The sequence below is a fragment of the Corynebacterium sp. HMSC063A05 genome, assembly GCF_001809695.1.
Taxonomy (GTDB): domain Bacteria; phylum Actinomycetota; class Actinomycetes; order Mycobacteriales; family Mycobacteriaceae; genus Corynebacterium; species Corynebacterium amycolatum.
Genome location: NZ_KV798510.1, coordinates 112,476 through 130,733 on the forward strand (window position 1 = coordinate 112,476; position 18,258 = coordinate 130,733).

At 58.4% G+C, this 18,258-nt stretch carries 14 protein-coding genes and 1 riboswitch; of the genes, 5 read left to right on the forward strand and 9 right to left on the reverse strand.

Annotation, left to right across the window (positions count from 1 at the left end):
• From crtI to HMPREF2651_RS09300, 3 genes are all read left to right on the forward strand, one after another.
• Positions 1-1,701, forward strand: a complete 1,701-nt coding sequence (crtI, locus tag HMPREF2651_RS09290; protein ID WP_070586032.1) for a phytoene desaturase family protein — start codon at positions 1-3, stop codon at positions 1,699-1,701.
• Positions 1,702-1,787: 86 nt separating this feature from the next.
• Positions 1,788-3,404, forward strand: coding sequence for an alpha-(1->6)-mannopyranosyltransferase A (locus tag HMPREF2651_RS09295; RefSeq protein ID WP_038625838.1), 1,617 nt, complete (start codon positions 1,788-1,790; stop codon positions 3,402-3,404).
• Between the two features lie 6 nt (positions 3,405-3,410).
• A complete protein-coding gene (locus tag HMPREF2651_RS09300; protein ID WP_038625840.1) occupies positions 3,411-4,391 on the forward strand; it encodes a phytoene/squalene synthase family protein in 981 nt (326 codons plus the stop codon).
• Between the two features lie 28 nt (positions 4,392-4,419).
• Here the strand turns inward: HMPREF2651_RS09300 and HMPREF2651_RS09305 are convergent, their stop codons facing one another.
• Complete coding sequence (locus HMPREF2651_RS09305) at positions 4,420-4,794, reverse strand: Rv2175c family DNA-binding protein (RefSeq protein ID WP_038625842.1); 375 nt, start codon at positions 4,792-4,794, stop codon at positions 4,420-4,422.
• A gap of 79 nt (positions 4,795-4,873) precedes the next feature.
• Here HMPREF2651_RS09305 and HMPREF2651_RS09310 point away from each other — a divergent pair, with 79 nt between their 5' ends.
• Positions 4,874-7,255, forward strand: a complete 2,382-nt coding sequence (locus HMPREF2651_RS09310; protein ID WP_049182154.1) for a Stk1 family PASTA domain-containing Ser/Thr kinase — start codon at positions 4,874-4,876, stop codon at positions 7,253-7,255.
• A gap of 72 nt (positions 7,256-7,327) precedes the next feature.
• Here HMPREF2651_RS09310 and HMPREF2651_RS09315 read toward each other — a convergent pair whose 3' ends face one another.
• From HMPREF2651_RS09315 to HMPREF2651_RS09345, 7 genes are all read right to left on the reverse strand, one after another.
• A complete protein-coding gene (locus HMPREF2651_RS09315) occupies positions 7,328-8,713 on the reverse strand; it encodes a class II 3-deoxy-7-phosphoheptulonate synthase (protein WP_049182155.1) in 1,386 nt (461 codons plus the stop codon).
• A 68-nt stretch (positions 8,714-8,781) separates the two neighbouring features.
• Entirely contained in the window at positions 8,782-9,273 is a 492-nt protein-coding gene (locus tag HMPREF2651_RS09320) for a polyadenylate-specific 3'-exoribonuclease AS (RefSeq protein ID WP_049182157.1), read from the reverse strand.
• Positions 9,274-9,424: 151 nt separating this feature from the next.
• Complete coding sequence (locus HMPREF2651_RS09325; protein WP_070586033.1) at positions 9,425-10,216, reverse strand: lysophospholipid acyltransferase family protein; 792 nt, start codon at positions 10,214-10,216, stop codon at positions 9,425-9,427.
• 101 nt (positions 10,217-10,317) lie between these two features.
• Complete coding sequence (locus HMPREF2651_RS09330) at positions 10,318-11,331, reverse strand: ROK family glucokinase (RefSeq protein ID WP_038625851.1); 1,014 nt, start codon at positions 11,329-11,331, stop codon at positions 10,318-10,320.
• Between the two features lie 9 nt (positions 11,332-11,340).
• Complete coding sequence (locus tag HMPREF2651_RS09335) at positions 11,341-12,495, reverse strand: glycosyltransferase family 4 protein (RefSeq protein WP_049182158.1); 1,155 nt, start codon at positions 12,493-12,495, stop codon at positions 11,341-11,343.
• A gap of 53 nt (positions 12,496-12,548) precedes the next feature.
• A complete protein-coding gene (locus tag HMPREF2651_RS09340; RefSeq protein ID WP_370643284.1) occupies positions 12,549-13,619 on the reverse strand; it encodes an NlpC/P60 family protein in 1,071 nt (356 codons plus the stop codon).
• 345 nt (positions 13,620-13,964) lie between these two features.
• Positions 13,965-14,543 (reverse strand): C40 family peptidase, encoded by a 579-nt coding sequence (locus HMPREF2651_RS09345; protein WP_016423023.1) that lies wholly within the window; start codon positions 14,541-14,543, stop codon positions 13,965-13,967.
• 14 nt (positions 14,544-14,557) lie between these two features.
• A riboswitch (cyclic di-AMP (ydaO/yuaA leader) is annotated at positions 14,558-14,700 on the reverse strand.
• A 413-nt stretch (positions 14,701-15,113) separates the two neighbouring features.
• On the opposite strand from HMPREF2651_RS09345, the gene HMPREF2651_RS09350 reads away from it, so the two are divergent.
• The gene (locus HMPREF2651_RS09350; protein WP_049182162.1) at positions 15,114-16,703 is read left to right on the forward strand and encodes a DEDD exonuclease domain-containing protein; all 1,590 of its coding nucleotides are present in this window, start codon (positions 15,114-15,116) and stop codon (positions 16,701-16,703) included.
• Here HMPREF2651_RS09350 and trpD read toward each other — a convergent pair.
• Complete coding sequence (gene trpD / locus HMPREF2651_RS09355) at positions 16,700-17,767, reverse strand: anthranilate phosphoribosyltransferase (RefSeq protein ID WP_049182164.1); 1,068 nt, start codon at positions 17,765-17,767, stop codon at positions 16,700-16,702. The genes HMPREF2651_RS09350 and trpD overlap by 4 nt on opposite strands.
• Positions 17,768-18,258: the final 491 nt, after the last annotated feature.

Below are 18,258 nucleotides of genomic sequence, written 5' to 3' on the forward strand. Positions count from 1 at the left end.
ATGCCCGCTGCTTCCCCCACTCGTGCCCTCAGTAATTCCCCGCGTCTGCGACGTGCGATCACTCGTCCTCATAAGGGCGCCAAACCACGACTGACCATCATCGGCGCAGGCCTGTCCGGACTTACCGCCGCGCTCTACGCCATCGCCGATGGCTACGATGTCACCGTTGTCGAGCGGGAAAGTTTCGTCGGCGGACGCTGCGCCAGTGAACCCGTCACCGTCGACGTCGACGAGCAATCGCTCATCGCAGTCTTCGACACTGGCGCAACTGTATGGACCATGCCCTCGCTTGTCGACGATGCCCTCGCCGCCGTCGGCCTCTACGCGCGCGATATCGACCCGGGTTTTTCGGCCTCCCCAATCACGCCCACCTACCGTGCGGAATTTGCCACCCGCGGCGGGCTCGACGTGTTTTCCAACGAAGACATGATGGCCGATGAGCTCGCCCACTTCGGCGCCTCTGACTCCACCATCACCGGCTACCGCAAACTCCGCGCATGGCTGCAAACTCTCTTCAATGCCTGCTTCGACAACTTCATGTCTCGCAGCTTTGACCGCGTTACGGACCTATTCACCGGGCCCGGCGCGCTTCGCGACCTCACTACGCTCCTCCGACTCGGTGCCTTCGGGGCCCTCGAACCTAAGATTCGTGCCTTCCTCGGAGATAATGATCTCGCTCGCGTTTTCAGCTTCCAGGCGCTTTACGCAGGTGTACCTCCTGCTAAGGCCCGTGCGGTCTACGGCTGTATTTCCCACATGGATACCTCGATGGGGGTTTACTATCCGCACTCCCCCGCATTCGGGTCGGGTATAGGCGCCGTCAGCGAGTTGCTCGCCGAGGCCGTCCGTCGAGCTGGCGGCACCATCGACTTCGGCGTTGATGTCACTGGGCTGAAGCTCGACGAGGCAGGCTTTGTCTCCGCCGTCACCACGGCAACTGGCGAGCGTCCCGCCGATGCCGTCATCGCAACTACCGATTTACCTGTGGTGCAGAGCTGGCTTCACGACGCGACTACCTCTGCCGCCAGTAGCTCATCGAAGTGGCGAGGCCTTCGGAGCGTCGTAAAGCGGACAGGAGCGCGGCGGCTGTTCCCGGTTCGATTTTCCCCATCGGCGGTGGTGGCGCACGGACTGATTCCGGTTTCGGAGACGACGACGTGGCCGAAACGGCATCACCTGATTTCGTTTGGCGAAAAGTGGAACGAGACCTTTGAAGAAATCTCGTCACCGCGTCATGGAAAGCTAATGTCGGACCCGTCATTGCTGGTCACCCGGCCTGCGGTGAGCGCGCCGGAGCGTATCGTCACAGATGCGAACGGCGTGCAGTGGGAGCCTGTCAGCGTGCTCGCGCCGTGCCCCAACTTGCAGTCGGCCAATCTGATTTGGTCGCGAATCGGTGGGGACTACGTCGCGAAAATAACCGCTGAGCTGGAGCGGCGCGGACTGACCGGGATCTCTACGAAGTGGCGAGTCGGTCGGATCGATACCCCTCAACAGTGGCAAGAACGTGACATGGGCGTTGGCTCGCCGTTTGGGCTGGCGCATCTGTTCCGACAGACGGGGCCATTCCGTCCCCGCAACTTCTCTCCGAAGATGCCAAAGAATCTGACGCTGGCGGGATCGACGACGGTACCGGGAGTTGGCGTGCCGACGGTCATGATTTCTGGACGACTTGCGGCACAGCGGTTTGAAACGCCTTAGCTCCTGAATGTCTCCCGGATGTCTGCCGGTGGTCACTGACCAACTAGGATTAATGCATCAGCAATGTATCGATTGTTTAGGTTGACATGAATTTATCGCGGAGTGCTCAGCTGGGTGTCTACGGTGGCATCCTCATTGCTCTGGGCTCCTACGGTTCCGGTGCGAACCGCTACCGTGGCGGCCTTGTCCACGCTCTGGGACTTGACTGGATTACCTACGGTCACGGTCAGATTTTCTGTGAGATTGTGATTTGGGTAGGTATCGCCCTGCTGCTTATCTCGTGGCTGCGCATCGGGCGGGAACTGCTGTTCTCGAAGGGGACTATCCGGGACATTGTGGCTGGTTCTGCCCCTTCTGGAGCCACAGCAGATGCTATGGCGATAGCGAGCACTGGCGGCGATGAGTCCACGTTGCGCCGGTTTAATTCAATCCTGTTGGCCTGGGCAATCCCCCTCGCGCTGGCCGCACCGCTGTTCTCTCGCGATGTCTATTCGTATCTCATGCAGGGCGCGATGGTCCGCGATGGGTTTGATCCCTACACCGAGGGAGCTGCAGCCAATCCAGGGCCAATGCTGCTGGAGGTATCCGCAGACTGGCGGAACACCACCACCCCATATGGCCCGCTGCATCTGGGAATTGGCGAGGTCATCACGCGGATTGTCGGCGACAACATCACCGTCGGTGTGATTCTCTACCGCATGGTGTGCCTGCTGGGCTTCGCCGCCATTGTCTGGTCGATCCCGCGAATCGCCCGGGAGCTTGGAGCAAATCCGGCTTTCGCACAGTGGCTCGGAGTGCTCAATCCACTGGTGCTACTGCATCTGATTGCGGGTATGCACAACGAAGCACTGATGGTCGGCTTGGTCAGCTTGGCGCTCGTCGCCGCACTGTGCATGGAGCGGTTGCCGGGTGGTCTGATCGCTGCTGTCCTCATCGGAATCGGCGTCGCTCTGAAAGCCACCGCTGTCTTGGCGCTGCCCTTCGTCGTGTGGATCGTGCTGACTAGGAGCGAGCCCATCACCACGCTTCATAAGATGCTGCGGAAGATTCCGGCGATTGCCGGTGTTGGCATCGTGTTGGTCGCAGTCTGCGTCGGCACGCTTGCGGTGGTGACCTGGCTGACCGGTTCAAGCTGGGGCTGGATCTCCGAAATCAGTGGCAATACCAAGGTGATTAACCCACTGGCAGCACCGTCAGCGGTCGCTGGTGTGACCTCCGGCGTCATGGCGTGGTTCAACGACGACATCGGTTTCAACATCATCGTCAGCCACACACGCGTGGTCTCCTCTGTCATCATGCTGGTGGGGCTCGTGATTTCCTGGTTCTACTTCCGATCCACCCCTCGTAACAATGTCGCTGGCATGATTGCCGCCTATGTGGTGGCCTGCGTCTTTAATGCCGTGGCACTGCCCTGGTACTACGCCAGCTTGTTGACTCCCATGGGAACAATTCGCCCGCCACGATGGGTGATTCAAGGCACCGTGTTGTTCACATTCATCCTGTCACTGTCGTTCGCCGGCGGCGGCAATCACCGCTTCTACGACGTGCCCTGGATGGTTATCATCACCGTTCTCGGCTGGTTGGCCGTCAGCTGGCTGACCACTGGAAAATTCAGCTGGAAGTACCCGTGGCGCGACGATAAAACCGCCGCAGACACGGATTCCACGGCGGCGCCCCTGCCGCGGTCGACCGAGGTCACATAGTTGTCCATGCCCACCCCACAGCCTCTCTCAACCATCGCGCTGCCACAGTCCTACGAGCTCTGCCGCGATATTATGGCCTCCCACGGCCGCACGTATTCCCTGGCCACGAGGCTTTTGACACCCCGCCAACAGCGTGCGGTGTGGTCTCTCTACGCCTGGGCGCGCATTGTCGATGACTACGTCGACTGCCCCGCCGATGCCGACCGCTCGCCCACGCACATCGAAGCCACGGTCACACGCTTGAGCGAGCTTTTCCACTCAGCTGTCGTCATCGGTTCGCTTGACGACGTCCACCGCGACCGCGACCGTGCCGTCATCTCGGCGGCCGCACAGACTTTTCGCGACTACGACATCGATCCACAGCTCTCTGCGGACTTTGTTCACTCCATGCTGATGGACGTGCCCGACACATCCTGCCATATTGCACATTTTGAAACATGGGAGCAGCTCGACTCGTATATGTGGGGCTCCGCAGCAGTCATCGGCCTTGAGATGATGCCCATCCTAGGCACCCGCACAGGGGTCTCCTGTGAGGAAGCCACCCCCTACGCAGAGTGCCTGGGAAAAGCCTTTCAGGTGACAAATTTCCTCCGCGACATCGCCGAGGATTTTCGCCGTGACCGTATTTACCTACCGCTGAATGAGTGGGAGGCCTTCGGAGTGGGTACCGAGGAAATCGGCTACTGCGCCGCCACGGGACAGACGACCCCGGCGGTACGTCAGGCATTGGCCTACTTCATCGCTCGCAACCGCGCGCTCTATGCCGAAGCCAGCAGCGGCGTGGACATGTTGGGGGTGCCAGGGCGTCAGGCTATCCGTGCCGCGGAGATTCTCTACTCTGATATTCTCGGCGAAATTGAGCGCATGAACTACAACGTCTTTGCGCAACGCGCTCACGTAGGACGCGCTCGAAAAGCAAAAATCGCCCTCCCACTGCTTTTCACAGCAGTGGCCGGGCGATTACGACAGGAGCTATCGGGGACGTAGGACGCGGGCGTGGGACGCCGTCCGGGTTTTACAACGCCATAGCCTGTGCGCGGCGCATCACTTCGCGAGCGAGGTGACCGTGCAGGGCATCCACCGGACGCCCAGGCAGAGAATCATCTTCGGAAAACAGCCACTCCAGCGCTTCCTCTCGCGAGTAGCCTCCGTCGGCAAGCAAAGCGAGTGCGCCGGGAACAAAACGAGCGACTTCGTCGCCCTCGAAGAAGCGAGCGGGAATTTGTGGGATGCCATCGCGGTTGACTGCAATAAGGCGCCCCTCCTGCAGCAATGCGTGAATACGGGTGACAGCGACACCAATGAGGTCGGCGGCATCGGGCAGCGCAAGAGTGGGTTCGTCGGTGCTGAGGACATCGTGGCAAGTTGGAATCTTTCTCACACTGGTCACTTTAGCGCGTTGGCTTCGCGGTAGGTACGTCCCCATATACTTGTTGGAAGCAACTGATTGGAATAGGGAAGGCTGGTTTATGTCGCAGCTTGTCGAGGGGCAGATTCTCGATGGTCGCTACCGTATTGGAGCCACCATCGCACACGGTGGGATGAGCACCGTGTACTGCGCCACCGATTTGCGGCTCGATCGCAGGGTGGCCGCGAAGGTCATGGATCCGCGCTTTGTCAACGACGAGTCCTTCCGTATCCGCTTCGAACGCGAGGCCCGTGCAGTCGCGCACCTCGATGATGAGTCACTGGTCAATGTCTACGACCAGGGCACAGACCCGGCTGGACACGTATTCCTCATTATGGAGTTCATCGACGGCGGCACACTGCGCGAGCTGCTCCGTGAGCGCGGCCCAATGCCACCGCATGCAGCTGCCGTCGTGATGCGCTCAGTTCTGCGTGCCCTATCGGTGGCACATTCCCGTGGTATGGTGCACCGCGATATCAAGCCGGAAAACGTTTTAATTTCCTTCTACGGTCGCGTGAAGCTGGCGGACTTCGGTCTGGTACGCGCGGCTGCTGATGCCAAGGTGACCTCTAACTCGGTCATCGTCGGTACCGTGGCTTATCTCGCCCCAGAGCAGGTCACGGGCGAATCCATCTCCCCCGCCTCCGACGTGTACTCCGCCGGTATCTTGCTCTTTGAGCTGCTGACCGGCACTACCCCGTTTATCGCCGATACTTCACTCGGTGTCGCTATGAAGCGCCTGAACGAAGATGTCCCTCCGCCTTCCGAACTCATCGACGGCGTTCCAGAGGAGTTCGACGAGTTGGTCGCCCGAGCCTGTGCTCGCAGGCCGGAGAATCGCTTTGAGAGCGCCGAGGAATTCGCCGATGCGCTCGAAGATATTGTGTACGAATTGGACTTGCCGCCGTTCCGCGTACCTTCCCCTGTGAATTCGGCTGCCGCCAACGCCGCCGCTATCGAGGACCCCATCCCGGACATTCGCCGTCCAGTCCCCCGGGACAACGACCAGGCGGATGACCACCACGACACCGCAGAGACGACACCCGAGCGCTTCGGTCACGATGGTTATGCTGGCTACGGCTTGTCGACGGACACCCCCGGCTACCCAGAAGCTCCTCCACCACCGGGACCACCGAACATCTTCGCCGATTTCGACGACCCAGATGCGGGGCGGACACGCACTTTTGACCGCCATGATGGGTACATCGCCGCTGACTGGGACACACCGGAGCCACAGACCGGAGGACCCGTACCAGCAGAGATTTCGGGTGGCCCTGCGTACCCGCAGTCACCGCATACGCAGGGTTCCCAGCATCCGCAGCCCAGATCAGCTCAGACAGTACCGCCGAAGAGCCGTCGCGCCACCCGACAGCGGACTCGACGCGGGTGCGCACTATGGCTGATTATCGCGCTCGTTGCCACGTTGGGCATGGGGCTTGGCGCATGGTGGCTGGGTTCTGGCCGTTACGGCGAAGTGCCTTCTATCACTGGGCTGTCACAACCACAGGCGATGACCGCAATCAGTGAGGCGGGCTTTGAACCGGTGGTTGATGAGCGCTACGACAACGATGTCGCAGTGTCCCAGATTATTGGCTCGGACCCTCTGGCTGGAGCGCGGGTTGTCCGCGGTGATGATGTTCGCGTACTGGTCAGCCTTGGCCGCCCGACTGTGCCCGCATATCCCGCGAACCACTCAAAGGAAGTGTTCAGCGCTGCCCTAGCTAAGCGGACGTTGAAAGAAGAGGTCGGAGACCCCGTCTTTTCCGATGATGTCTCCACGGGCGGCTTGGTCTTTGCGGTTCCTGCTCCAGGACAGACCGTCGAAGTTGGCTCAGTTGTGACTGTGCATTACTCCCAGGGGCCAGCACCGGTGAAGGTGCCAAAGATCGTGGGGCTTCAAGAGGATGAAGCTCGTGAGCTGTTGAGCAAGGCCGGGCTGGAAGTCCGGGAGGTATCGGCGGAGTTTTCCTCCTCTGCTGAGCCGGAAGAGGTTCTTTCCGTGTCTCCTGAGGAAGGCACTGGCCTCGAACGCGGTAGTTCTGTGACGTTGACCATTAACAACGGCATCGAAGTGCCCAATGTAGTGGGCAAGTCGGAGGATACTGCTCGTCAAATTCTGCAGCGCGAGGGCATTGAGGTAAGCGAAGTAAAGGACGCGTCCTCCTCCTCGCGCGACTACGGCCGTGTTGACGCAGTCTCACCAAGTGCAGGTCGTCTGGTTAACCCCAATGATGCGACTGTCACGCTGACCGTGTCCAGAGCAGTGAAGGTTCCGCAGCTGCTGGGTAAAACTGTTGCGCAGGCACGTCGTGAAGCGGAGAAACAGCATCTTCAGCTCGACATCGACGGCTCTGCGAACGATGACGATCGCATCGTATTGCAGTCACCCCGACCGGGCGCTAAGGCCACGGCGGGTGACAGCATTTCGGTCAGCACTCTGTAAAAAAGTGCGGCGCTCTACTGAGTGCGGTGCTGCACTAGCTGGGCTAGTTGTACCTAGCTGAGCTGGTTGCAACTAGTTGCGCAGCATCTCGGCAACCAGGAAGGCCAGCTCCAGCGACTGCTGAGTGTTCAAACGCGGGTCACAGGCGGATGCGTAACGGCCTGGCAGATCGACATCGGAAATGTCCTGCGCGCCACCGAGGCACTCAGTGACATCTTCGCCGGTCAGCTCCACGTGGATACCACCCGGGTGCGAGCCGATCGAGCGGTGCACCTCGAAGAAGCCCTGAACTTCGTCGACAATGCGGTCGAAGTGGCGGGTCTTGTAACCATTAGAGGCCGAGTAAGTGTTGCCGTGCATCGGATCGCACTGCCAAATGACCTTATGACCAGAAGCTTCCACAGCCTCAACGATGGGAGGCAGCACGGAGCGAACCTTGTCATTGCCCAGACGCGAAGTCAGGGTCAGGCGACCAGGCTGGAAGAACGGGTCGAGCTTGTCGGCGTAAGCGACAGCCTCCTCCGGCGTGGTGGTCGGGCCAATCTTCACACCGACGGGGTTGCCAATCATGGCAGCCAGGTTGATGTGGAAGTCCTCAATACCACGGGTGCGCTCACCAATCCACAGCTGATGCGCGGAGAGGTTGAACAGCTCCTGATTGCCATCGTTTTCAGACAGGCGCAGCATAGCGCGCTCGTAGTCAACAACCAGTGCCTCATGCGAGCAGTAAATTTGCGCGGTCTGCAGGTTCGAGTCCGCAACACCACAGGCAGCCATGAACCGCAGTGCGTGATCAATCTCGCGTGCCAGGTCCTCGTAGCGGGCACCAGCCGGCGAGTTGCTGACGAACTCACGGTTCCACTCGTGCAGACGATGCAGGTCAGCGGTGCCCGAACCTGTCAGTGCACGTACCAGGTTCATCGCCGCAGAAGCATTGGCGTAAGCACGCACCATTCGAGCTGGGTCGTGAACTCGAGCTTCTTCAGTCGGCTCAACGCCGTTGACCATGTCGCCGCGGTAGCTAAGCAAGCCGTCGCCGTCGATGTCCTTCGAGCGCGGCTTAGCGTACTGACCAGCGATACGAGCCATCTTTACAACCGGGGTGGATGCGCCGTAGGTCAGCACAACGGCCATCTGCAGCAAGGTCTTCACATTGGCGCGAATGTGCGGCTCAGTATTGGACTCAAAGGTCTCCGCACAATCACCGCCCTGCAGCAGGAAGGCCTTACCGTTAGCGACGTCGGCAAGCTCCTGACGAAGCTTACGAACCTCAGGCGCGACCACAATTGGCGGCACCGATTCGAGAATGCGACGCACGTTAGCAGCGGCGCGGGCATCCCAGCTTGGCTGCTGTAGGGCTTGGCGGGATACGACATCAGCAAAGCGCTCAGCCATGTCGCCGGGAAGCGGTGGCAGATCGGGCAGGTCATCTACAGGGAGATCAATAGTCCAACTCACAGAAGTTCATTGTAGTGCCCCTGCCAGAAGGGTGTTAGTCAGGTCACCAAATATTCGCATTCCGCTGCTTAATCAAGCGGCAACTTCTGGGCAATCTTTTGAAACTTCAGCAGATTGTGCTGGGCATCTGCCAGCGCATCGTGCTTACCTGCAGTCTGTTTTGGTAACCGTGGCTTGCCCGCCATCTCCCAGTACTGCTTGAGTTCACGGGTATAGCGCGGCATGAACTGCGGCAGCTTGGTCATATCGCCCCAAAGCTGCACCAACGCAATATGGTCGTAGGCGCCTACCCAGGCCCACAGCTCTGGACTGCCCGTACCGGGTTCGGTGAAAAATGCCAGCAGTTCCTCGCGGATCGTGTCCCGGTTCTTCCACAGCGGAGATGAGGGATTGGGCAGCTGATTGAACACATTGGCCCGCACCCACGGCCCAGCCTTGCTCTCGTTGAACTCGGTAGACACCGCGTAGTACTCGCGGCCGTCCTCAGCTACGACACCGATGGAGACAAGATCAATAGTCTTGCCGTCTTCAATAAACTCGGTGTCATAAAAATAACGCACGGTGTGGAATCCTCTCCAGCCTCGGCCTCGCGTCGGCTACCTCGCGACCAAAAGACCGCGGAGCCCTACCGAGCAAATCTTCCCCATGCACCGAATCGCCTTAGGAAGTGTGCAGCCCCACTGTCGCGAAAACTATCTGCGCCTTATTATTCTAGCGAGCGCGTCGGAACCAGCGACGAGGGGTCGGCTTCGGCCCCGGAGCCGGAAAAGTCAGCTCTCCCCCCGGCTCGGTTCCCGCTGGATAGCCGTTGCCGGCCTCCAAGGACTTCTTCACATCAGTCGCATAGGCATCGACATATTCCTGACCCGAAAGCTTCTGAATTTCCTTAATCAGGTCATCCGTCAGTGCCCTGGCCGCTTCATACTCATCGCTGTACTTGGCTTTGTACTCCGACGGATCAATCGGATCGCCGATAATCGTGCCCCCCTTCACCGGACGAGGAATCCACGAGCCAATCGGGTTGGCCTTCTCCGTATCAATCATCGCCATTGGGAACACCGGCACACCGGCCTCCAGTGCTACACGTGCCGCACCGGTTTTCCCGCGGTACAGTCGACCATCCGGACTACGAGTGCCCTCCAAAGAAATGCCCAGCAGATCACCGCGTGACAGCACCTTCAAGCCTGCATTCAGCGCATCGCGGGCTGCATCACCAGAGGTACGGTCAATCGGCACCTGCCCCACCGAGGAGAAGAAGAACTTCTGAATACCGCCGACAAAGCCCGGCGTGGTGAAGTACTCTGCCTTCGCCAGGAACGTCAGCTGACGGCGGCAGACCAGTGGGAAGAAAAAGTGATCCATCACAGCAAGGTGGTTCGACGCCATCAGCGCTGGACCTTCCTGAGGAATCTTCTCACCACCGATGTAATACGGGCGATTATAAATCCGCAGCCAAGGGCCAATGAGGATGTACTTAAAGAACTTGTACCAGCGATTATTCACAGTTTAAAACTATACAGGTTCACGTGGCCCGGCGATCCATCTCCGCAGCCATTCCCCACCTTTTCGCGGGCGAATTCCCCTACAATCCCCCAATTGACGCTTTACGACGATGCCGCACCCTCGGCAGCCACGACGCTGCGCGCAATATCCGCTGCACCAATCAACCCGGCATCGGCACCCAGTTCAGCGACCCGCACATCCGCTACCGGACGATAGCCAGCACCGGTGAGATTGCGGGCAAACTCGGCCTTGGCCTTGTCCAGGTATAAATCAGACGCCGAGGCAACACCGCCACCGATGACAATCAATTCCGGATCAAAGACATCGCCCACCATCGACAGACCACGCCCGAGCCAGGTAGCAAAGTCATCAATCGCGGCCAGAGCCAATTCATCCCCCTGCCTAGCAGCCGAGACGACATCGGTACCAGTTACCGAGCCGGCCACGAGCCCGTCGGTAAGCCGCGAGAAGTAGCGGCCGGATTCAGAGAGCTCCTGAGCTGTGGTAACCAGCGCCGTACCCGAGCAGTAACGCTCCAAGCAACCACGCTTTCCGCAGGAGCAGGGACGACCCTCCGGCACAACGGTGAGGTGGCCGAATTCCGGCGCCGTGCCGTACGCGCCCCGGTAAATCTCACCACCCCGCATCATCGCGCCACCGATTCCCGTACCCAGCGCAAACAGCACCCAATTATCCGCACCGCGAGCCGCACCAAAGCGATACTCGCCCCAGGCGGCCGAGTTGGCATCGTGCTCAAGCTGCAGAGGGCACGGGAGAAGCAAGGATAAACGCTTGACGACATTCGCATCGCGCCACGGCAGATGCGGGGCGAACCGAACCGTCTGGCGGTCAGAATCCAAAAAACCAGCTACAGCTAAACCGATGGCGCTGACATCTGGAAAACGTTCAACCAAGCGCTCGGATGTCTGAACAATGCCACGTTCAATGGCATCCACACTGCCGTCAGAACTAGTCTGAACTCGATACAACACCTGCCCATCAGCGCTGATAACTGCAGCGCGCAGGTTTGTTCCACCAATATCAAAACCGATAGCCGGGCAATCAGCGGCGGCGGACTCGTCTGAGCTCGGATGAATCGGAATATCGGTGGACATAACAGTTGATTATAAAGGGATTGCGCAGGTTCGGAGAATTCGGCGAGCCCGAGCAGCCATGACCTCCCAGGTCCACGACTGCACAACATGCTCCCGACCACAGGCTCCCATCGCCGCCGCGCGCTCCGGATCATCCAAAATTTCAACCAGTCCGGTGGCGACGCTGCGCTGCGAGACCCCGTCGACAACGATGCCAGTTTCACCATCGATAACTGTCTCCGGGGCGCCACCAGACTTGCCGGCTATGACAGGGACACCGCAGGCCTGTGCTTCCAAGTAGACAATGCCGAGGCCTTCTACATCGAGGCCACGGCCTCGGGTTCGGGCGGGCATGGCGAAAACGCTGGCTGCATTGTAATAGGCGGGGAGATCATCATAGGAGACCTTGCCGGCAAAAATGACCTGCTCGGAGACCCCAAGCTTTGCTGCCAGCTTTTCCAACTCTCGATTCAACGGACCGACGCCCACAATCAGCAATCTGGCACCTGGGTGCTGCTCAAGAACCTTAGGCATGCTGCGAATCAGCATATCTTGCCCTTTGCGGCGCACTAGCCGAGAAATACAGACGATAAGCGGCTGGGACTCACCAATTCCGTGGTGCTGCCGGATCTTCTGTCCCGCCTCGGGGTCCGGGGAAAACCTCTCGATATCGACACCAGAAGGCAGGTGTTCAAACGCTGTTTGCGGGCCAAAGGCTGTCGCAAAACGACCACGGGTGTAGCGGGAAATATAGGTCACAACATCGGAGTTCTTACCAATTCGCCCCAGCATCTGGCGGGCCAATGGCAGCATCGACCAGCCCACTTCATGTCCGTGAGTGGTAGCAACGATGCGGGTAGCACCTGCGCGACGACATGCGTCGGCAAGCAAACCAAGTGGCGCGGCGGCACCAAACCAGACGGTGTCAATGCGTTCGGCGCGAATGATCTGAGCGGCGCGACGAGCTACGTGCGGCAGTGGCAGCAGCACGGAATCACGCATGCGGTAAACACGGTACGGTAGCGACTCGTCGTAGGCGCGGAGCTTTTCTTTGGAAGCTCGCGAGGATGCGAGGACTACGAGGTTCTCTGGATCCAAACGAGCACAGAAATCGCGCAGGTAGGACTCGATTCCACCATCGCGAGGCGGGAAGTCATTCGTAATGAGCAGTACGCGCGCAGACATGGAGTCGAGTTTATCTACCTTGACTAAAAAGACGCGAAGTCACCTGCCGCTAGTTAGAAGCGGACAGCGCCTTGGTACGGGCCGCCCTGGTCGATGGAAACGACCTGGACCGGAATGCCGTAGTCGGAAGCATGGACAATCTGACCATTGCCGATGTACATGCCTACGTGGGTAATGCCCGGGTAGTAACCGATGATGTCACCTGGCTGCAGCTGGTCACGGCTTACCGGGGTGCCACCGGCGAGCTGTGCCTGCGAAGTACGCGGAATGGACTTACCAATCTGCTGGTACGCCCAGTACATCAGACCGGAACAGTCGAATGCGGAGGGACCAGCAGCTCCCCACGAGTACGGGGAACCCAGCTTCGACATCGCGGCATCAACTGCGGCGGAAGATCCGAGCAGTTTATCCAGCCCTTCGGTAATTGGGTTGTTCTTGGAAATCCAGATTTCCCGCTGTTCGGGGCTCAGCGCATCAACCATGGACTTGACATGCTCGGCGCGCTCATCAAATTCAGCGCTGCGCTTGTCCAAATCATCGCGACGCTTAGCCAGACCATCGAGCTGCTTGCGGATATCTCCCTGCAGACGCAGCGCATTGGCCTTACCCTCCTCGGCATCCTTACGGGCTTGCACCGCACGGCTGACGACTTCATCGTTGTCGCGGAACATCTTATTGATGTAACCGGTACGGTCGATAGCGTCCTGAGCACTGGCAGATCCCAGTGCGGCCGACAACGGGTCGACGATTTCACCACGCATCCGCTTCTTCGCGAAGTAGGAAATCTCGCCAGAGAGCGCCTTGAGGTCATCCTGTGCTCGGAGAACCTGATCCTCAGAGCGCTTCAGCTCCCCCTCGGCGTGCCGGAGTTCCTCTTCCTTGGCCTGAACCTGAGAATCCAGCTCGGTAACTTCCTCCGAAATCGCTTCGGTATCCCGAGAAATCTTCTCCAGCTCTGCAATAATGCCGTCTGCAGTAGCCAGATCCGGGGCTGGCTGTTCATCCTGCGCAGACGCAATCGGCGCCAAACCTACGGAGCCAAAGGTTAGCCCAGCCACGACCGTCAGCCCGACTACACCGCGACGAGAGTTGTGGCGACGGCGAGAGGCACGGTGACGCGACAAATCCAAACCCTTTTCAAATTGTGTATTCAAATTTCTTCCCCGAAAAACAAAACATCAAACCGCTTGACGCATTCGAGCAAATTGTAGCAGCCTTGCCGCGGAACAACACACCGACAAACCGCCAGCACAAAGGGGTATCCAAAGGGAGTAATCAGGATAGCCCTTCGACTCCACGCATTGCGTAACCACAGGGCAAAAACAAAAATGAGGCGAGCGCCCCCCATAGTGCTTTACGACGCACATAGCGTCAGCACCCGGGCGCTCGCCTCAGTGCCCCCTCATTAAAAAAGAGCCAAGGCTCTGCGGGGCATCTAAGCCCCGCAGTTTGTCATCCGTTCAAACAGATTAGAAGCGGACGAAGTTGTGAACCGGCATGTAGTTCATCGGAGCTTCCTTGACGACATCGCCGGACTGCGGAGCGTGAATCACATTGCCGTTACCGGAGAAGATGCCGACGTGGGTAGCGCCAGAGTAGAAGGAAACGATGTCACCCAGTGCCGGGCTGGAGACCGCGGTGCCCTGGGAAGCCTGCGCCTGGGAGGTGCGCGGGATCGACTTACCGACCTGCTGGTATGCCCAGGAGGTCAGACCGGAGCAGTCGAAAGAGTTCGGACCGGTGGCACCCCACACGTACGGGGAACCAATCTTGGAACGTGCGGCGGAGACGATAGCCGAACCAGTGGACGGTGCTGCAACGTTTGCAACGCTGCCGGAGGTAACCTCACCTGCGACATCATTGAACTTGCCAACAACATCCTGCAGACCTGCAACCTGCGGGGTATCGAAGCCGTTCAGTGCGCCCTGGATGTCGTTCAGCGGGTTAGCGTTAGCGGTCGGAACTGCGAGAGCGGTAACGCCGGCGACGGTTGCGCCAAATGCGACTGCGTTGCGTGCAAAGTTAGAACGGCGGTGGTGCTTGCCCATTGTTTTGAAACTCCAAAATCTTCCTGTTTAGCCGACCGGGTTAGCTGACGGGTTCGGAAGAATGGAAGACTTCCTACCCTCCGGGATTTCCCTTTGGGATTCACCCCATGGTTCGAGGTGGGTCCCCGGCTCGAATCCCCTGAGGTTCTCACTACTTAGCCCCTCAGGACCTTCGATAAGGCTCTGTGTTTTCTTATCAATGACCGGCACCAACTCAGTGGCCCCGTTTCAATGTCTCGATAAGGTTACGAAATGGCATCAAGTTTTGTCTAGCCACTTGCCAAGAAAACCGCTCAAGGCCCGGTTGTTACCATCGATAGAACTAAACCGTTACCAAGCTGTTACAACTAGACACTCCCCCTATTGCGGAATAATAACAGTTTGATAAACGTGTTACTACCTGGCATTTTGAAGTCCGCCGAGAACTTTACACTTAACGCCTTAAGGTCGGAACATTTTTATCGCGGACTCAAAACGTGTTTTATGTCACACTCCAGCTTGTAGTAGCTCAATTTGCTCAAGTTTCACAGTTTTAACACTACTAGGAGCGCTCAGAATAGGATTATTGACGTGAATTCAGGACAACAGCACTTCCCTCTCGAAGGCTCCGTCGATGATTCTCTTTTCAACACCACCTTTGTCGTCGTAGACCTAGAAACGACTGGACTAAAGGCCAAGAACGACCACATCATTGAAATTGGGGCCACCAAAACCCGTGGCGGCAAGACAATTGGCACCTTTTCCAGCTTCATCGACCCCGGCATGGAGATTCCCGACCACATCACATCTCTCACCGGCATCACTACCGCCGATGTTGAAACTGCCCCACAGCTCGGCACAGTTATTACTCAGTTCCTCGAATTTGCCCGGGGAAGCGTCTGGGTTGCGCATAATGCCAAGTTCGATATTGGATTCCTCCGCCAGGCTTGCACAGATTTGGGCCTAGATTGGCCAAGCCCCAGCGTCGTAGACACTCTCACGTTGGCGCGTCGCGTCCTTGACCGCTCACAAGTTGGCAGTTTCAAGCTCTCACAGCTCGCACGGTACGTCGGTTCTCCGAATCGCCCCACCCACCGGGCGCTTGACGACGCAATCGCAACCGTCGACGTCCTTCACTACCTCATGGAGAGACTAGCCGGCGATGAAGTACAAACAGCGTCCGAGCTAGTGCATTACTCGCCGACCGTCGCTCCGGAGGTTCGTGCTAAACGGCATCTTGCCGATCGAGCTCCGCACACCCCTGGTGTCTATGTTTTTCGGTCAAGAAATGACGACCCCTTATATATAGGTACAGCTCTCGATTTGCGACGTAGACTTCTGCAGTATTTCAACGGCACTGATTCTCGTCGCAAGATTACGGAAATGGTCTCTCTAGCCGAACGCGTCGAGATCATCGAATGCCCGCACGGCTTCGCTGCAGAAATCCGCGAGGCTCGTCTGATCTCTGCACTCCGTCCGCCCTACAACCGACAACGTACCGAACCGACCCGCGGCTGGTACATCATCCCCGCTAGCCCCGGTCGGCCTGCCAAGATTAGCCGAACAGTCACCGACGCCCGCAGCCTAGGTCCTTTCCGCACGCGCGACACCGCTACTGCCATCCGCGACAGGTTCTCCGCACTTAACGACGACTTTGCGATAACAACCGCCCAGATCTCCACCACCGGCGCAGACGAGATCGCAGACATGATTGCTGAGATATCAGCACTTGCCGAAGCACACCGCTTCCAACGCGCGGCAGTGCAGCGTGACCGCACTGCGGAGTTCATTATCAGCTTGGATAAGCAGCAGCGCCTGAGCATGCTTGCCGCCATCCCATCTCTGCAAGCCGCTTTCCCCGATGGCAATGGTGGCTGGCACCTAGCGGAAATTCGCTATGGCAGGTTGGCCGGCGCCAGCACCGCACCGCGTGGCGCGGATATGAGCTACATCATCGACCTCATGGAGAGTTCAGCCCAAACAGTCACTCCAGATGACTCCTTATATAAAGGAGCATCAATTGATGAACTCAGTATTGTCTGGAAATGGCTGCAGCGCCCGGAGGTACGAATAAAGCCCACCGGAGGCGAGTTTTCCTACCCCAGGTTGGGCGCAGGAAAATACCTTCAGTGGGCAATTGACGCGCAGCAAGCACGTCGTGAAGCGCGACGCGAACCTTAATCCTTCATCGCCGCGGTAACGATGTCCAGGCACAGCCCCGACTGGAGCGTTTCCTTGACCTCTTCAATGGAGTCGGCCATAGCTTCCTTTAGCGGACAGCCACCCAGACCACGCGAAATGGCGATTGCGGCGGCGGAGTTAAGGATGACTGCATCGCGAATCGGACCTTCGAGTTCGCCAGCCCAAATGCGACGTGCAACATCAGCGTTGTACGAGGGGTCACCGCCACGCAGCGCGTCAATTTCGGAGTACTCCATGCCATAGTCATGTGGATCGATGACATCTTCGGCAACTTCACCGTTTTCCACAATAAAGACCTTGGTGGGGCCAGTAACAGTAATCTCGTCGAGACCATCGCTTCCGCGTACCACCAACGCGCGCTGACCACGGCGGGCGAAGGTGTCCGCCATCGTCTCCATCTGATCTTCGAAGGCACAGCCAATCAAGCTTGCCTGCGGGCGTGCTGGATTCGTCAGCGGCCCCAACAGGTTGAAGACTGTCGGAACCGCTAGCTCCTTACGCACCGGTCCAGCGAAGCGCATGGCCGGATGAAAGCGAGCGGCAAAGAGGAAGCGCACGTAGAAGTCCGGATGTTCCGGAGAAGTAACGAGACCGTTCTCAATGTCGATGCCAAAGGCCTCTAGCATGTCAGCTCCGCCCGACTTCGAGGAAGCCGCGCGGTTACCGTGCTTGAGCACCGGCACACCACTGGCCGCGATAACAATCATGGACATCGTGGAGATGTTGACGGTATTTGCGCCATCACCACCGGTGCCGACGATATCGACTGCACCGCGCTCAATAACACCGGCGAGCTGTGGATCATGAACTGGGCGGGCAAACGAAAGCATGCCCTCAGCCGCAGCATCGAGCTCGGCAGCCGTAATCCCCTTGGCGAGGAGACCGAAAGCAAACGTTGCGGTCTGGATGTCTCCGGAAGCACCTGACATGATCTGATCCATGGCGAATCGAATGCCCTCACCGGAAACTTCGCGGCCAGCGCCAATCGTGGAAAGAACATGGCGCCAGTTTTCGACCGCCCTCTTATCGCCGATCTCGCTCATCGCCACTCCCTTCCACTAGATAGTCAAGTCTGTACTCGTACTTTATTAATACAAATGCACCTAGGTGCTGCTGGTTATTCCGCCCACCAGATGCACCACATCACGGGGCTTTCTGGAAAATCCCACCGTGATGTACGTAATAAGACAAGATACCTCCCCCATATATCCAGCGCATCACCAGGTCCGCCTTTTGCGTTCGCCGAAAATCTCACCCCCATTGGGGCAACTGGAAAAATACGATATTAAATAGAGCCGAACCTGCGATAGACTAACCGACAGCCGATGCCGCAGTATCGCTAACCCAGGTTCGCCGAAGGTGAACCTGGCAGTCCAGGGGGATGGACTCCGCGCACCGCGGCACAACAAAACCCTCGAATTCACCCGCGTCGGATAAAGACACTGGAAAGTTCCCAACAGGGGGAAAATTAGTGAAATTCTCAGAAACCTTTCCTTGCGACCTGGGATTTTAGGAATTTATATACAAAAATGGG

Coding starts and splice junctions, on each gene's coding strand:
- HMPREF2651_RS09330 (WP_038625851.1), bottom strand. CDS start 11,331: ATGTCCACCGATATTCCGATTCATCCGAGCTCAGACGAGTCCGCCGCC.
- crtI (WP_070586032.1), top strand. CDS start 1: ATGCCCGCTGCTTCCCCCACTCGTGCCCTCAGTAATTCCCCGCGTCTG.
- HMPREF2651_RS09310 (WP_049182154.1), top strand. CDS start 4,874: ATGTCGCAGCTTGTCGAGGGGCAGATTCTCGATGGTCGCTACCGTATT.
- trpD (WP_049182164.1), bottom strand. CDS start 17,767: ATGAGCGAGATCGGCGATAAGAGGGCGGTCGAAAACTGGCGCCATGTT.
- HMPREF2651_RS09345 (WP_016423023.1), bottom strand. CDS start 14,543: ATGGGCAAGCACCACCGCCGTTCTAACTTTGCACGCAACGCAGTCGCA.
- HMPREF2651_RS09300 (WP_038625840.1), top strand. CDS start 3,411: ATGCCCACCCCACAGCCTCTCTCAACCATCGCGCTGCCACAGTCCTAC.
- HMPREF2651_RS09295 (WP_038625838.1), top strand. CDS start 1,788: ATGAATTTATCGCGGAGTGCTCAGCTGGGTGTCTACGGTGGCATCCTC.
- HMPREF2651_RS09335 (WP_049182158.1), bottom strand. CDS start 12,495: ATGTCTGCGCGCGTACTGCTCATTACGAATGACTTCCCGCCTCGCGAT.